This window comes from Pantoea sp. SYBGC1 (assembly GCF_057197005.1).
Genome location: NZ_JBXUNM010000001.1, coordinates 760,408 through 774,377, shown reverse-complemented (window position 1 = coordinate 774,377; position 13,970 = coordinate 760,408). Strand labels below are relative to the sequence as shown.

Genomic DNA, 13,970 nt, shown 5'->3' with positions numbered 1-13,970 from the left:
CCGTCAGGCTATATAGTGTATGTGTTTACCGCTGTGGTAAGGGGAGTTGTCGATTTTTGCCCGCACGCGGAATACATCCCACAGCAGATCCTCATTCAGAATCGCCTGCGGCGTGCCGGTGGCAACAATCTCTCCCTGCTGCATGACAATCAGCGTATCGCAAAACATCGAGGCGTGATTGAGATCGTGTATTGCGACGATGCTGGTCACCGGCAGTTCGCTGATCAGTTTCATTAGCTGCATCTGGTGGTGAATATCGAGATGGTTGGTTGGCTCGTCCAGCAGGATTTCGCTCGGCATCTGCGCCAGCGCCCGCGCAATATGCACCCGCTGCCGCTCACCCCCGGAGAGGCTCTGCCAGCCCTGTTCGCTTTTCTCCACCATATCCACGCGCTGCAGCGCCGCCAGCACCGCCGCGTCATCCTGCGCGCTCCAGCTGGAGAAAGGGGAGTGATGCGGGATACGTCCCAGCTTCACCACGTCGCGCACGCGCATATTGGCATCCGTCATCCCGTGCTGCTCAACAAAGGCCACCCGGCGCGCCAGCGCTTTTTTGGCGATAAAGCGGATATCGTTGCCATCCAGCTTGACCTGTCCTGCATGCGGACGCCGCAGGCCCGCCAGCACGCGCAGCAGCGACGATTTACCGGAGCCGTTTGGCCCCAGCAGGCCCACGGTCTCTCCGCGCGCGACGTTCAGCGAGACATCATTAACAATGACCTTCCTGCCCACTTTCCACGTAATATTTTCAGCGCAAATACTCATGATTTATTTCCTGAGCGGTAAATGATGATAGCGAAGAAAGGAACGCCGACCAGCGCAGTAACCACGCCCACCGGCAGGCTTTGCGGCGCAATCAGCAGGCGCGAGGCGATATCCGCCAGCACCATCAGAATCGCTCCCGCCAGCGCGCACGCAAGCAGCAGGGTGCGATGCAGCGGACCGAAGAAAAAGCGCATCACGTGCGGCACGACCAGGCCGACAAAGCCGATCGAGCCGGCCATGCTGACAATGGTGGCGGTGATCAGTGCGGTAGTGGTAAACAGGATCAGGCGCACCCGCGGTACGGCGATACCCAGCGACGCGGCGGCATCATCACCAAAGGTAAACGCATCCAGCGCGCGCGCGTACCAGAGACAGATCGCCAGCCCCAGCAGCAGCACAATCAGCACCAGCTGAAATTCCGGCCAGCGTACGCCGCTGAAACTGCCCAGTAACCAGAACATCACGTCACGCGCCTGCTGGGCGCTGGCTGACGTGCTGATGGTGTAGGCGGTGACGGCATTAAACAGCTGAGAGGCCGCGACGCCGGCGAGGATGGTGCGTTCATTGCCGCTGCGCGCGCCCTTAGTGAGAAAAGCGACAAACGCAAACGCGGCAAAGGCGCCGGCAAACGCCCCTGCCGAGAGCGAAACGGCGCCGGTGCCGAGACCCAGAATCACAATGGCCACCGCGCCGGTAGAGGCGCCCGCCGATACGCCCAGCACGTAAGGCTCCGCCAGCGCATTTTTCAGCAGGCTCTGCAGCACCGCGCCGCAAATGGCGAGACCCGCGCCGCAGCAGGCGGCAACCAGCGCCCGGCTGAGCCGGAAATCCCAGATCACGCTCTCATAGATTCGATTGAGCGGCTCCGCCGTCAGGCCCAGACGGTTGCTGAACGCGTAAAACACGCTTCTGAGCGGCACCGGGAGTTCACCCACGCTGATCCCCAGCGCAATGACCAGCGTCAGAAGCAGCAGCGCCGCTGCAGTGGTCATGCTGAGCATCAGCCTCTGCCGCACGGCGGTAACAGCGGTGGTCATTAATTCAGCCCCAGCTTACGCAGCTGCTCTGCCACCTGCTCAGCACCGTAGATGGTGCGTATAGTCGGGTTCATCGCCTGGCCATCCATGACTACGATATGTCCTTTTTTCACCGCATCAAGCTGGCTCACCGCCGGGTCGCTCTTCAGAAATTTAATCTTCTCTGCGGCGCTGTCCAGCGTCCAGCGGTTACGATCGAGGCTGGAGACAACAATCACATCCGGGTTGGCAGCGATAATGCTCTCCCAGCCCACGGTAGGCCACTCAGTCTCGGTAGTAATGGCGTTATGCCCGCCCAGCACGCTGGCAATAAAACCAGACGCGCTGTTTTTGCCGCCAACATAGGCGTCTGCCGCAGGAGAGGCGCTGGAGAACCAGAAGACAAAAGAGAGGTTACGTTTATTTTTACTGAAGGCCTCGCGCAGTGCGGCTTCACGCTGTCTGAAATCCGCAATCAGCGCCTGACCGCGATCTTCCACATTGAAGATGCGTGAGAAATCGTCAATCTCCTGATACAGATAAGTCATGTCCCACAATTTCTGACGACTGCCGTACATATCACCCGCGCCTTTTTTGGTGGCGCACATGCCGGGAGACATATAGCTGTTCAGCCCCAGCGTGGCAAAGTCTTCACGCTTTGCGACCTTGCTTTCCGGACCGAGCAGCAGCGGCGCCTGCGCCGGTACAAAGTCCGGGTTCTGCGCCAGGATTGATTCCAGCGTCGGGATCTCCACGGTCAGCGTTTTGATTCCGGCGTTCTGCTTCGCCAGCTGCGGCAGCACTTTTGTCGGCCAGAAAGCGCTGGCAACAATTTTATCCTGCAGCCCGAGCAGCAGCAGGATCTCTGTGGTGTTCTGCCCCAGCGCGACCACGCGCTCTGGCGCTTTAGTAAACGTCTCTTTATAGCCACAGTTTTCGATGGTCAGCGGGTAGGGGGCAGTAGCGGCGTGACTGGCGGCAGTAAACAGTAAAGCAAATGCACAAATGACGTTTTTCATCTAACCCTTTCTCGTTTAAAAAGCGCTGATCTATAAAAACTTCCTGCCCGCGATAATAATGATAATGAATTACATTATCAACGGTTGCCTGTCGCCGGTGACTGCCTTCTGGCAATGGCATAAGCCGCCATAAAAAAAATCCACGCCGGAGCGTGGATTCTAAAGCCTTTGCTTAGCTTCGCGAGATTAACGGTGATCCCGCGAACCAGCCGCGGTCATCAGACGTTGAACAGGAAGTTCATCACATCGCCATCTTTAACGATGTACTCTTTGCCTTCAGAACGCATTTTGCCTGCTTCTTTGGCACCCTGTTCGCCTTTATAGGTGATGAAGTCATCAAAGGCGATGGTCTGCGCGCGGATAAACCCTTTTTCAAAATCGGTGTGAATTTTACCGGCGGCCTGCGGTGCAGTAGCGCCCACCGGGATGGTCCAGGCGCGCACTTCTTTAACGCCAGCGGTGAAGTAAGTCTGCAGGTTCAGCAGCGCGTAACCTGCGCGGATCACGCGGTTCAGGCCCGGCTCTTCCAGACCCAGCTCAGCCATAAACTCATCGCGCTCTTCATCATCCAGCTCCGCGATGTCAGATTCAACGGCAGCACACACCGGCACCACTACCGAGCCTTCTGCTTCAGCAATAGCGCGTACCTGGTCAAGGTACGGGTTGTTCTCAAAGCCATCTTCATTGACGTTGGCAATGTACATAGTAGGCTTCAGCGTCAGGAAGCTCAGGTAGCGGATAGCGGCTTTTTCATCGGCATCCAGTTTCAGGGCACGCAGCATACCGGCATTTTCCAGATGCGGCAGGCACTTCTCCAGCGCAGCCAGCTCCGCTTTCGCGTCTTTATCACCGCCTTTGGCTTTTTTCTGGCAGCGCTGAATGGCGCGCTCACAGGTATCGAGGTCAGAAAGCGCCAGCTCAGTATTGATGATATCAATATCCTCCGCCGGGTTAACTTTGCCTGAGACGTGAATAATGTTCTCATTCTCAAAGCAGCGCACTACGTGACCAATCGCTTCAGTTTCACGGATGTTGGTCAGGAACTGGTTGCCGAGGCCTTCGCCTTTCGATGCGCCTTTAACCAGTCCGGCGATATCCACAAACTCCATGGTGGTAGGCACCACGCGCTGGGGTTTAACAATCTCGCTCAGCTGATCAAGGCGCAGATCGGGCATCGGTACTACGCCAGTGTTTGGCTCGATGGTGCAGAACGGAAAGTTCGCTGCTTCGATACCCGCTTTGGTCAGCGCGTTAAACAGGGTAGATTTACCAACGTTTGGCAGACCCACGATACCGCATTTAAATCCCATGATCTGATTACCTTTCTCACTGAGGGTGGCGCACCGCCGGGCGGTACGCCTGATTCAAAAAATTTCGCGCATTATACACAGAATTGCCCGGCGCGGCGCGGGAATTGCCTTAGCCCGCTTTGAAAGCGTGCAGACGATTCATCGCTTTAATTTTATCCTCTTTCAGCCACAGCTCCGTGCAGCGCACCGCTTCATCAACCGCGTCATCAATCAGCTTCTGCTCGCTGGCAGGCGGTTTCCCCAGCACAAATCCGGTTACCTTGTTGCGATCGCCAGGATGACCTATGCCTACGCGTAAACGGTGAAAGTTATTGTTGTTACCCAGTTTGCTGATAATGTCTTTCAGGCCGTTATGCCCGCCGTGCCCGCCGCCCTGTTTAAATTTGGCGACGCCCGGCGGCAGATCCATCTCATCATGCGCCACCAGGATCTCTTCAGGCGTAATGCGGTAAAACGTCGCCATTGCCGCCACCGCTTTACCACTGAGATTCATATAGGTGGTCGGCACCAGCAGCCGCACATCATTCCCGGCCAGAGCCAGGCGCGCCGTATAGCCAAAGAATTTGGGCTCCTCTTTTAGCGCCTGATTATGGCGGCTGGCCAGCAGATCCAGATACCACGCGCCGGCGTTATGACGCGTTGCCGCATATTCGGCGCCGGGATTTGCCAGTCCCACAATCAGTTTAATACTGCTCACAATAGTTATCCTGTTCTCCTGCAGAAAGGTGGCTAGTTTACTGTCTGCTGGCAGGGATGACAAAGATTGTCAGGTGAAAGTAGTGTCAGGCTGTGATTAGTCAATTTCTATATAAAACAAGATGCTGCAGGTAAATTTTTGTCATTTGTACATCGTGTTGTGTGATCCTGGACGCAAAATGTCCCGCTATCATTGCCTAAACTTATGACAGGTTAACGTTATGTGCGGTTTTTTCTTTGCTCATAAGGATGGAGGTGATTCATGAAACGTCATCAATGCCGCGTTATCGGTAATAGCCTGATGTGTCTGGGACTGCTGACCATGGTTGCGGGCGTCGCCTCATCCGTGGTCAATCAGCTGCCGTCAGTGAATATGCAACCTCTGCTGGCCAGCGGGGCCATGTTTGGCATCTTTATCGGGGCGCTGTTGTGGCTGGCGGGTGCCCGCGTCAGCGGTCGCGAGAAGATTGAAGATCGCTATTACTGGCATCGTCACCATGGCGACGTCCGCTGTCGTCGCAATCATACGCCACATTAAATCGCCAGCTCAGCAACTGGCTCTGGCCGGGCAGTGTAGCACTCTGTCCGGTTGCGGCCGTGGGCTTTGGCACGATAAAGGGCTTCATCAGCCAGCGCCAGCAGCGTCGGAAACTGGCTGACAGCCGGATCGGCCGGGGCATAGCCAATGCTGACGGTATAACTGATGCCAGCCGGCTGTGACCGCTGCGTTGCCACGCGAATAGCTTCGCATACGCGCTGTACCTGCGCACTGTCGCCTGTCACCAGCGCGGCAAACTCCTCGCCGCCGAGCCGGGCGAAATAGCTCTCTGCCGGCATTTGCGCTTCAGCTATCTGGCAAAAGTCGATTAACACCCGGTCACCCTGCAGGTGGCCGTAGCGATCGTTGATACTTTTAAAGTGGTCAAGATCAAACAGCACCGCGCTAAACCCGGCGGCAGAGGAGACTCTGGTCCGCCGCCGCAGCACGTTATCCGCCTGCTCAAACAGCGCGCGCCGGTTCCATGCGCCGGTCAGCGGATCGCGCAGCGACGCCAGACGGTGTGCCACCTGCGACCGTTCATTAACCATCGCCAGCAGGGTAAAGGTCAGGCCAATCACAAACAGAATCGACTCAAGGATAACGTAGATCGAGAAACCCGATCCGCCGATAGCGCCCGGCAGGCGACTGGCGACGGCATCATCAAGAAAAATCCGCGCGAGATGAAAGCCGAGATGGATCCACAGCAGCGTCTGCGCAGGCCAGAACGTCACTTTCAGCATGCCGCGCGCGCGCCACAGCAGGGTGATAAAGGCTGCGGTGTAAAGTATGCAGAGCAGGCAGAGCACCAGCACCCGCAGTGGCTGACCGTGATAAAAATCGGGCAGCAGACAAAGCAGCGCCCAGAGCAGCGCGCCACCGGGCCACAGCAGGCCAGTAGGGCGTTTACAGAAAGTACGAAATGCGCACAGCAGCGTACCGTAAGCCAGCATAACCATGACGTTGCCCAGCGCAACCGGAAGAAACTGCAGGCCGGCACTGCGCAGGCTGCTGAGAAACACCGCACACAGCGTCAGTATCAGGGTCAGCGTGGTAAAGCCCAGCACGCGATCGTACTGAGCGCCGACCCAGGCAAATATCATAATGATGCTCAGGAACCCCAGCACATAAAGCTCGCAAACAAACAGCGTATAAATATCGAGCGTCATGGCGGTGGGCGTTCCCGGAAAAAAGTGGAGCTGAAAATAGCACTATTTCCGGGGCTGCTGAAGCGCCGGACAGCGCGAAAGTGAAAAAGAGCAGAAGGCAGGGGAAATAGTGCACAGACTGAAAATTTATCGGGCGAAGCGCGTGGAAAAAAGCAGCTTCAGCAAGGCAGGAGGAAGCGGATAAGCATAAAAAACCGGGCGCAAGGCCCGGTTAAGTGTGAACAATTAATGTTCAAACATAGCAGAGATAGATTCTTCGTTACTGATACGACGAATAGCTTCAGCCAGCATGCCGGAAAGCGTCAGCGTGCGCACGTTTGGCAGCGCTTTCATCTCTTCCGAGAGCGGGATGGTATCGCAAACAATCACTTCATCAATCACGGACTTGCGCAGGTTTTCAACCGCGTTGCCCGAGAAGATAGGGTGAGTCGCATATGCAAATACGCGCCTGGCGCCACGCTCTTTCAGTGCTTCAGCCGCTTTGCACAGCGTACCGCCGGTGTCGATCATATCGTCGACCAGCACGCAGTCACGGCCTGCGACATCACCAATAATATGCATAACCTGAGAAACATTCGCGCGCGGGCGACGTTTGTCGATGATAGCCATATCCGTGTCATTAAGCAGTTTGGCAATTGCGCGGGCGCGCACCACACCACCAATGTCCGGGGAAACCACGATAGGGTTTTCCAGACCAAGCTGCAGCATATCTTCCAGCAGAATCGGGCTGCCGAAGACGTTGTCTACCGGCACATCAAAGAAGCCCTGAATCTGTTCGGCATGCAGATCAACGGTCAGCACGCGATCCACGCCGACGCTGGAGAGGAAGTCAGCCACTACTTTAGCGGTAATCGGCACACGCGCTGAGCGCACGCGGCGATCCTGACGGGCATAACCGAAATAGGGGATAACAGCGGTAATTCGACCAGCAGAAGCCCGACGCAGCGCGTCGACCATCACAACCAGCTCCATCAGATTATCGTTGGTGGGGGCACAGGTGGACTGGATGATGAAAATATCGCCACCGCGTACATTTTCGTTAATCTGTACACTTACTTCGCCGTCGCTGAAACGACCGACAGCGGCGTCTCCGAGGCTGGTGTAAAGGCGGTTGGCAATACGTTGTGCTAGTTCCGGGGTGGCGTTACCAGCAAATAGCTTCATATCAGGCACGAGAAGAACCTCAGGCTTGGACGTCCAGAGAATGAACCGCTCAAACATAACCGGCGAATATGTTTGAGCCTGTTCATACGGTGTGTTAATGCGCAACGTGCCGTATCTGGAACGGGTAATACGGTCACGTAAACGCTTAAAGCCCGGAAAGGGTTTGCTGCAACGGCGAGAGGTTAAGCCCGCGCGCCACAAATCCACGAATCCATTTCGGGGCAAGCTCCAGCACCTGACGAGCGTCGGACTCGGTGTCAAATTCAGCAAACACGCAAGCGCCGGTCCCGGTCAGGCGCGACGGCGCGTATTCTAGCAGCCAGGAAAGCAGCGCATCAACCTCACGAAAACGTTTTCTTGCCACAGCTTCACAATCATTGTGAAAAGGCAGGCTCAACAGTTCATCTAATGTGCGTATCGGTGAATTGCGCGTCAGATCGGGATCGCGGAAGATGTCGGGCGTGGCGATACTTACGCCCGGATGCGCCACCAGATACCACTTTTCTGGCGGCGAGGCGGGCTGCAGCTGCTCCCCGACGCCTTCGGCAAACGCAGCGTGGCCGCGCACAAATACCGGGACATCGGCGCCCAGCGTGACGCCCAGCGCAGCCAGTTCATCTGTGCTCAGCCTGCACTGCCACAGGTGGTTCAGCGCCACCAGCACCGTGGCGGCATCTGAGGAGCCGCCGCCCAGCCCGCCGCCCATCGGCAGCTTTTTTTCCAGCGCAATCTGCGCGCCCGCGCGATCGTCAAGCGTGCCTTTTGCCACCGCCGCCTGCTTCAGCGCCCGCGCCGCGCGTACAATCAGATTGTCAGCGTCCGCCACGCCTGCCAGCGGCGTCAGCAGGCTGATACGCCCGCTGCGATCCGGCGCCATCTCCAGCGTGTCGCCGGCATCGAGAAACTGAAACAGCGTTTGCAGATTGTGATAGCCGTCAGCGCGCTGGCCGGTAATGTAGAGAAACAGATTAAGTTTTGCCGGAGCAGGCCAGGTGGTCATCATTGCAGGGTCCAGCTATCCATACGCAGTTTGATACGCTGGTCACCTTCGGTCAGCTCCAGATTAGCAGGCAGAGAGGGCGTGACTTTCGTGTCGTAGTCACCGATAGCGACGTGCCACTGCTGGCCGTTGCGGCTGTAGCTCAGGCTTTTTAGCTGGTAGCTATTATTGAGCTGGTAATCGGTGGCATCACCCGGCAGGCCCATCATCCACTGCCGCAGGTTGGCCAGCGGAATATCCATGCCGGTGAGCTGCGAAATCATTTTCTCAGCATCATTGCTGGTATAGCGCTTGCCCTTGTTGTCAACAATCTGCACCACGGAACCCTGCGCATCCAGCTGGAGTTCGGTGCTGCCCAGCGGGTTGGTCAGCAGCAGACGATAGCGGTCAGGGGCGGTCTGCTGCCAGTTGAAGCGGGCGTAGACCTTCTGTTTATCGGACAGATAAGCAAAGGCGCCGCGCGTCTGATAATGGCTGATTCCGGCTACCTGCTGCTGGTGCTGTTGCCACTGCGGTGCGGTGGTAGCGGGCCCCGCACCCTGCTGCGGTTTGTTGACGCTACAGGCTGCCAGCAGAACGCTGGCAAGGGGTAAAAGGCGCAACAGTTTGCGCGTGGGCAATGGCATCACGTGGTCATCTCCTCAGACACGTTTTTAATTCGTAACCGATAACGCTAACTGCCCGCCTGAGAACCGTCAATGCCGGCCAGCGGAAAATTGCGCACGATCAGTTTAATCTTATCACTGTCATAGCCTTTGTATGGCTTTCCATGATCTGCCGCATCTTGTAGAATGCGCTTCACAAAACCAGACAATCAATGGGACTTCCCAGCCGCAATCACATGACGCTCCTGGCACTCGGAATCAATCACAAAACCGCTCCTGTCGCTCTGCGTGAACGCGTGTCGTTTACGCCGGACACGCTTGACCAGGCGCTGAACAGCCTGCTGTCTCAGCCAATGGTACAGAGCGGGGTGGTACTCTCTACCTGTAACCGCACCGAACTCTACCTCAGTGTAGAGCAGCAGGCGGATTTGCAGGAGAAGCTGGTGCGCTGGCTATGTGATTACCATGATTTGCCGGAAGCGGACGTGCGCAACAGCCTTTACTGGCACCAGGATAACGCTGCGGTCAGCCATCTGATGCGCGTAGCCAGCGGTCTCGATTCGCTGGTACTGGGTGAGCCGCAAATCCTCGGCCAGGTGAAAAAGGCGCATGCCGACTCCTCGCGCGACCGGGCGCTGACCAGCGAGCTGGAGCGTATGTTCCAGAAAACCTTCTCCGTGGCCAAGCGCGTGCGGACCGAAACCGAAATCGGTGCCAGCGCGGTTTCCGTTGCGTTTGCCGCCTGTTCGCTGGCGCGGCAGATATTTGAGTCGCTCAGCACCGTTAATGTGCTGCTGGTCGGGGCGGGCGAAACCATTGAGCTGGTCGCACGCCATTTGCGCGAGCACAGCGTGAAAAAACTGATGATCGCGAACCGCACCCGCGAACGTGCTCAGCTGCTGGCTGACGAGGTGGGGGCCGAGGTGATCAACCTCGCTGAGATTGAAACCCGTCTTTCTGAAGCTGATATCATTATCTCCTCTACCGCCAGCCAGCTGCCAATTATTGGTAAAGGCATGGTGGAGCGTGCGCTGAAGGCGCGACGTAATCAGCCGATGCTGCTGGTGGATATCGCCGTACCGCGCGACGTTGAGCCTGAAGTGGGCAAGCTGCCGAACGCTTACCTCTACAGCGTCGACGATCTGCAGGCGATCATTGAGCAGAATATGGCGCAGCGTAAAGCGGCAGCCCTGCAGGCGGAAAGCATTGTTGTGCAGGAGAGCGGGGAGTTTATGGCGTGGCTGCGCGCGCAAAGCGCCGGCGAATCGATCCGTGAATACCGCATGCAGGCAGAGCAGGTGCGCGCTGAACTGCAGGAGCGCGCGCTGGCTTCGCTGCGGCAGGGAGCAGACGCAGAAAAAGTGCTGCAGGAGCTGGCGCATAAACTTACCAACCGCCTGATCCATGCGCCAACCAAATCACTTCAGCAGGCCGCCCGCGATGGCGATGGCGAACGCCTGCAGATCTTACGCGACAGCCTCGGTTTAGAGTAATCTCCGCTGTCACGACCTACCACCGGGATACCTACAATTAGATGAAAAGCTCGATTATTGCCAAGCTGGAAGCGTTACAGGAACGCCATGAAGAAGTGGAAGCGTTACTGGGCGATGCCGGCGTGATTGGCAATCAGGAACGTTTCCGCGCGCTGTCACGCGAATATGCCCAGCTGAGCGATGTGACCCGCTGCTTCCGCGACTGGCAGCAGGTGCAGGATGATGTGGATACCGCTGAAATGCTGCTTGAGGACCCGGAAATGCGCGAAATGGCGCAGGACGAACTCAGACTGGCGCGCGACAAACGCGAGGTGCTGGAGCAGCAGCTGCAGGTGCTGCTACTGCCGAAAGATCCGGATGACGAACGCCCCTGCTTTATTGAGGTGCGTGCCGGAACCGGCGGCGACGAAGCGGCGATTTTTGCCGGCGATCTGTTCCGCATGTACAGCCGTTACGCTGAAGGGCGGCGCTGGCAGGTAGAGATCATGAGCGCCAATGAAGGCGAGCATGGCGGCTATAAAGAGGTGATCGCGCGGGTGACGGGCGAGGGCGCTTACGGGCGGATGAAGTTTGAGTCAGGTGGTCATCGCGTTCAGCGCGTGCCGGAAACTGAATCGCAGGGGCGCATCCACACCTCGGCCTGTACCGTGGCCGTTATGCCGGAGCTGCCGGAAGCGGAGCTGCCGGATATAAATCCGTCCGATCTGAAAATAGATACCTTCCGCTCCTCAGGTGCGGGCGGACAGCACGTCAACACCACCGACTCCGCTATCCGCATCACCCACCTGCCTACCGGCATTGTGGTTGAGTGTCAGGATGAGCGTTCACAGCATAAAAACAAGGCCAAAGCGCTGGCGGTGCTCGGTGCGCGTATTCACGCGGCTGAGATGGCAAAACGCCACGCGGCTGAGGCATCAACCCGGCGCAACCTGCTTGGCAGCGGCGATCGCTCCGACCGTATCCGCACCTATAATTTCCCGCAGGGACGCGTGACCGATCACCGCATCAACCTCACGCTTTACCGGCTGGATGAAACCATGGAAGGCAAGCTGGATACACTGATCGAGCCGATCGTTCAGGAGTATCAGGCCGATCAGCTCGCCGCGCTGGCCGGACAGGATTGATGGAGATCCGCCGCTGGCGTCAGCTGGCTATGACGGCGCTGAGCGGAGGCGAAAGTCCGAAGCGGGACGCTGAGATCCTGCTCAGCTTTGTGACCGGCAAAACGCGCAGCTGGCTGCTTGCTTTTGATGAGCACCCGCTGAGCGACGCGCAGCTGACACAGCTGGAGCAGCTGCTGGCGCGCCGTCAGCGGGGTGAACCGATCGCTCACCTGACGGGCGAGCGGGAGTTCTGGTCGCTGCCGCTGCGCGTCAGTGACGCCACGCTGATCCCGCGTCCGGATACTGAAGTGCTGGTGGAACAGGCACTGCTGCGCCTGCCTGCGGGACCCTGTCACGTGCTTGACCTGGGCACCGGCACCGGTGCTATTGCGCTGGCGCTCGCCAGTGAACGACCTGACGCGCAGATCACCGGCTGCGATCGCATTCCCGCTGCCGTTGCGCTGGCGCAGGAGAATGCGGCACGGCTGGGTCTCACCAACGCCCGCTTCCAGCTCAGCCACTGGTTTGACAGCCTGCCTGCGACCCGTTATCACCTCATCGCCAGCAACCCGCCCTATATCGACATGGACGATGCGCATCTGCTGCAGGGTGACGTGCGTTTTGAGCCGCGCAGCGCGCTGGTAGCCGATGATGCCGGACTGGCCGATATTCGTTTTATTATCCACAGCGCCCCGGCGTGGCTCCAGCCGCAGGGCTGGCTGCTGCTGGAGCACGGCTGGCAGCAGGATGCCGACGTGCGTACCCTGATGCTTGAGCAGGGCTATCAGCAGGTTACTACTCTCAACGACTACGGCGGCAATCCGCGCGTGACGCTTGGGCAATATGCATAAAAAAGGGGCACAGGATGGCCAGCTGGTATCCGCAGATTAAGCAGTTTCATATTTTTATCGTGATAGTCAGCGTCAGCCTGTTTCTGCTGCGCTTTTACTGGCTGACCACCGCTTCAGGCCTGCTGCAGCAGCGCTGGGTGCGGATTGTGCCGCACCTGTGTGACACGTTTTTACTGCTGAGCGGCGCGCTGCTGGTGATAATTACTCACTTTTATCCCTTCACACCACAAGGAAGCTGGCTGACGGAGAAGCTGTTAGCGGTTATTATCTACGTCGCCTTAGGTTTTGTGGCACTGAGTCGTCGTCCGCGGAAGCTGAGCACGCGCTGGATCGCCTGCCTGCTTGCGCTGGTTGCTCTGCTGTTTGCAGGCAAACTGGCGATGACCAAAATGCCGATTTTGGGGATAGTATGACCTCATCAGTAGAATTTGATTTTAATGAATCACCGTTAAGTGAAGCGGTCATCGGCGCAACCTGCGCCATCCGCGACGATTTTTCCGCGCCTTCGGTTCAGCAGCAGCTGTCAAAACTGGTGGAAGAAGCGCGCGACTATATCAGCAGCGCCACAGATGCCGATCTGCGGCTGGAAAAGCTGCTGGAGCTCTTCTATCGCGAATGGGGCTTTGGCGGCGCCAGCGGTGTCTACAACCTTTCAGATGCGCTCTGGATTGATAAGGTGCTGAAAAGCCGTCAGGGGACGGCGGTGTCGCTCGGCGTGATACTGCTGCATATCGCCGGGGAGCTGGAGCTGCCGCTGATGCCGGTGATTTTTCCGACTCAGCTGATTCTGCGCGCAGACTGGCTGGATGGCGAAATGTGGCTGATCAATCCGTTTAACGGTGAAACGCTCGATACCCATACGCTTGAGGTCTGGCTGAAGGGTAATATCAGCCCCACGGCCAAACTCTATACCGACGATCTGGACGAAGCCAAAACGCTCAGCGTAATGCGGAAAATGCTCGACACGCTGAAAGCGGCGCTGATGGAAGAGAAGCAGATGGAGCTGGCGCTGAATGTAAGTAAAGTACTGCTGGAGATCGATCCTGACGACCCCTATGAAATCCGCGATCGCGGGCTCATCTACGCCCAGCTGGAGTGTGAGCATATTGCGCTCACTGACTTAACCTATTTTGTTGAGCAGTGCCCGGAAGATCCGGTGAGTGAAATGATTAAAGTTCAGATCCACGCAATCGAACAGAAACAGGTCACGCTACATTAAGCGTTGCCGGCATAAGGAAAGG

Annotated in this window: 15 protein-coding genes; 6 read left to right on the top strand and 9 right to left on the bottom strand. The window is 57.4% G+C overall.

Going from position 1 to position 13,970, the window contains the following annotated elements:
• Positions 1-3 precede the first annotated feature (3 nt).
• The 5 genes from eitC to pth all read right to left on the bottom strand — a co-directional run bounded on the left by eitC (position 4) and on the right by pth (position 4,807).
• Positions 4-765: a siderophore ABC transporter ATP-binding protein EitC gene (gene eitC, locus AC2CF9_RS03640; RefSeq protein ID WP_484556271.1), complete on the bottom strand. Its 762-nt coding sequence runs from the start codon at positions 763-765 to the stop codon at positions 4-6.
• Positions 762-1,766, bottom strand: coding sequence for a FecCD family ABC transporter permease (locus tag AC2CF9_RS03635; RefSeq protein WP_484556441.1), 1,005 nt, complete (start codon positions 1,764-1,766; stop codon positions 762-764). Before AC2CF9_RS03635 ends, eitC begins: the two co-directional genes overlap by 4 nt.
• Positions 1,767-1,801: 35 nt before the next feature.
• Complete coding sequence (gene eitA, locus AC2CF9_RS03630; protein ID WP_484556270.1) at positions 1,802-2,800, bottom strand: siderophore ABC transporter substrate-binding protein EitA; 999 nt, start codon at positions 2,798-2,800, stop codon at positions 1,802-1,804.
• A 218-nt stretch (positions 2,801-3,018) separates the two neighbouring features.
• The gene (gene ychF, locus AC2CF9_RS03625; RefSeq protein WP_039384969.1) at positions 3,019-4,110 is read right to left on the bottom strand and encodes a redox-regulated ATPase YchF; all 1,092 of its coding nucleotides are present in this window, start codon (positions 4,108-4,110) and stop codon (positions 3,019-3,021) included.
• Positions 4,111-4,219: 109 nt separating this feature from the next.
• Positions 4,220-4,807: an aminoacyl-tRNA hydrolase gene (gene pth / locus AC2CF9_RS03620; protein ID WP_039384967.1), complete on the bottom strand. Its 588-nt coding sequence runs from the start codon at positions 4,805-4,807 to the stop codon at positions 4,220-4,222.
• A 261-nt stretch (positions 4,808-5,068) separates the two neighbouring features.
• Here pth and ychH point away from each other — a divergent pair, with 261 nt between their 5' ends.
• Positions 5,069-5,344 carry a stress-induced protein YchH gene (gene ychH / locus AC2CF9_RS03615; RefSeq protein WP_484556269.1) on the top strand — a complete coding sequence of 92 codons (276 nt, stop codon included), beginning with the start codon at positions 5,069-5,071 and terminating at the stop codon, positions 5,342-5,344.
• Here the strand turns inward: ychH and AC2CF9_RS03610 are convergent.
• The 4 genes from AC2CF9_RS03610 to lolB all read right to left on the bottom strand — a co-directional run bounded on the left by AC2CF9_RS03610 (position 5,341) and on the right by lolB (position 9,303).
• Complete coding sequence (locus AC2CF9_RS03610; protein ID WP_484556268.1) at positions 5,341-6,513, bottom strand: GGDEF domain-containing protein; 1,173 nt, start codon at positions 6,511-6,513, stop codon at positions 5,341-5,343. The two genes, ychH and AC2CF9_RS03610, sit on opposite strands and share 4 nt — an antisense overlap.
• Before the next feature lie 225 nt (positions 6,514-6,738).
• Positions 6,739-7,686, bottom strand: coding sequence for a ribose-phosphate diphosphokinase (prs, locus tag AC2CF9_RS03605; RefSeq protein WP_150016333.1), 948 nt, complete (start codon positions 7,684-7,686; stop codon positions 6,739-6,741).
• A 136-nt stretch (positions 7,687-7,822) separates the two neighbouring features.
• A complete protein-coding gene (gene ispE / locus AC2CF9_RS03600) occupies positions 7,823-8,680 on the bottom strand; it encodes a 4-(cytidine 5'-diphospho)-2-C-methyl-D-erythritol kinase (protein WP_484556267.1) in 858 nt (285 codons plus the stop codon).
• A complete protein-coding gene (gene lolB / locus AC2CF9_RS03595) occupies positions 8,677-9,303 on the bottom strand; it encodes a lipoprotein insertase outer membrane protein LolB (protein ID WP_150016628.1) in 627 nt (208 codons plus the stop codon). The genes ispE and lolB overlap by 4 nt, the downstream gene beginning before the upstream one ends.
• Positions 9,304-9,518: 215 nt before the next feature.
• Here lolB and hemA point away from each other — a divergent pair, with 215 nt between their 5' ends.
• The 5 genes from hemA to sirB1 are packed head-to-tail and all read left to right on the top strand — an operon-like array spanning position 9,519 to position 13,948.
• On the top strand, positions 9,519-10,775 hold the full coding sequence (hemA, locus tag AC2CF9_RS03590) for a glutamyl-tRNA reductase (RefSeq protein WP_484556266.1): 1,257 nt from the start codon (positions 9,519-9,521) through the stop codon (positions 10,773-10,775).
• A gap of 41 nt (positions 10,776-10,816) precedes the next feature.
• Positions 10,817-11,899 (top strand): peptide chain release factor 1, encoded by a 1,083-nt coding sequence (gene prfA, locus AC2CF9_RS03585; protein WP_094111054.1) that lies wholly within the window; start codon positions 10,817-10,819, stop codon positions 11,897-11,899.
• Positions 11,899-12,729: a peptide chain release factor N(5)-glutamine methyltransferase gene (gene prmC / locus AC2CF9_RS03580; RefSeq protein WP_484556265.1), complete on the top strand. Its 831-nt coding sequence runs from the start codon at positions 11,899-11,901 to the stop codon at positions 12,727-12,729. Before prfA ends, prmC begins: the two co-directional genes overlap by 1 nt.
• A gap of 14 nt (positions 12,730-12,743) precedes the next feature.
• Entirely contained in the window at positions 12,744-13,142 is a 399-nt protein-coding gene (locus tag AC2CF9_RS03575; RefSeq protein WP_039384943.1) for a SirB2 family protein, read from the top strand.
• Positions 13,139-13,948, top strand: coding sequence for an invasion regulator SirB1 (sirB1, locus tag AC2CF9_RS03570; RefSeq protein WP_484556264.1), 810 nt, complete (start codon positions 13,139-13,141; stop codon positions 13,946-13,948). Before AC2CF9_RS03575 ends, sirB1 begins: the two co-directional genes overlap by 4 nt.
• The last annotated feature ends 22 nt before the right edge of the window (positions 13,949-13,970 follow it).

Coding starts and splice junctions, on each gene's coding strand:
- AC2CF9_RS03635 (WP_484556441.1), bottom strand. CDS start 1,766: ATGCTCAGCATGACCACTGCAGCGGCGCTGCTGCTTCTGACGCTGGTC.
- AC2CF9_RS03575 (WP_039384943.1), top strand. CDS start 12,744: ATGGCCAGCTGGTATCCGCAGATTAAGCAGTTTCATATTTTTATCGTG.
- prfA (WP_094111054.1), top strand. CDS start 10,817: ATGAAAAGCTCGATTATTGCCAAGCTGGAAGCGTTACAGGAACGCCAT.
- hemA (WP_484556266.1), top strand. CDS start 9,519: ATGACGCTCCTGGCACTCGGAATCAATCACAAAACCGCTCCTGTCGCT.
- ychF (WP_039384969.1), bottom strand. CDS start 4,110: ATGGGATTTAAATGCGGTATCGTGGGTCTGCCAAACGTTGGTAAATCT.
- ychH (WP_484556269.1), top strand. CDS start 5,069: ATGAAACGTCATCAATGCCGCGTTATCGGTAATAGCCTGATGTGTCTG.
- sirB1 (WP_484556264.1), top strand. CDS start 13,139: ATGACCTCATCAGTAGAATTTGATTTTAATGAATCACCGTTAAGTGAA.
- prmC (WP_484556265.1), top strand. CDS start 11,899: ATGGAGATCCGCCGCTGGCGTCAGCTGGCTATGACGGCGCTGAGCGGA.
- eitA (WP_484556270.1), bottom strand. CDS start 2,800: ATGAAAAACGTCATTTGTGCATTTGCTTTACTGTTTACTGCCGCCAGT.
- ispE (WP_484556267.1), bottom strand. CDS start 8,680: ATGATGACCACCTGGCCTGCTCCGGCAAAACTTAATCTGTTTCTCTAC.
- eitC (WP_484556271.1), bottom strand. CDS start 765: ATGAGTATTTGCGCTGAAAATATTACGTGGAAAGTGGGCAGGAAGGTC.
- AC2CF9_RS03610 (WP_484556268.1), bottom strand. CDS start 6,513: ATGACGCTCGATATTTATACGCTGTTTGTTTGCGAGCTTTATGTGCTG.
- lolB (WP_150016628.1), bottom strand. CDS start 9,303: ATGCCATTGCCCACGCGCAAACTGTTGCGCCTTTTACCCCTTGCCAGC.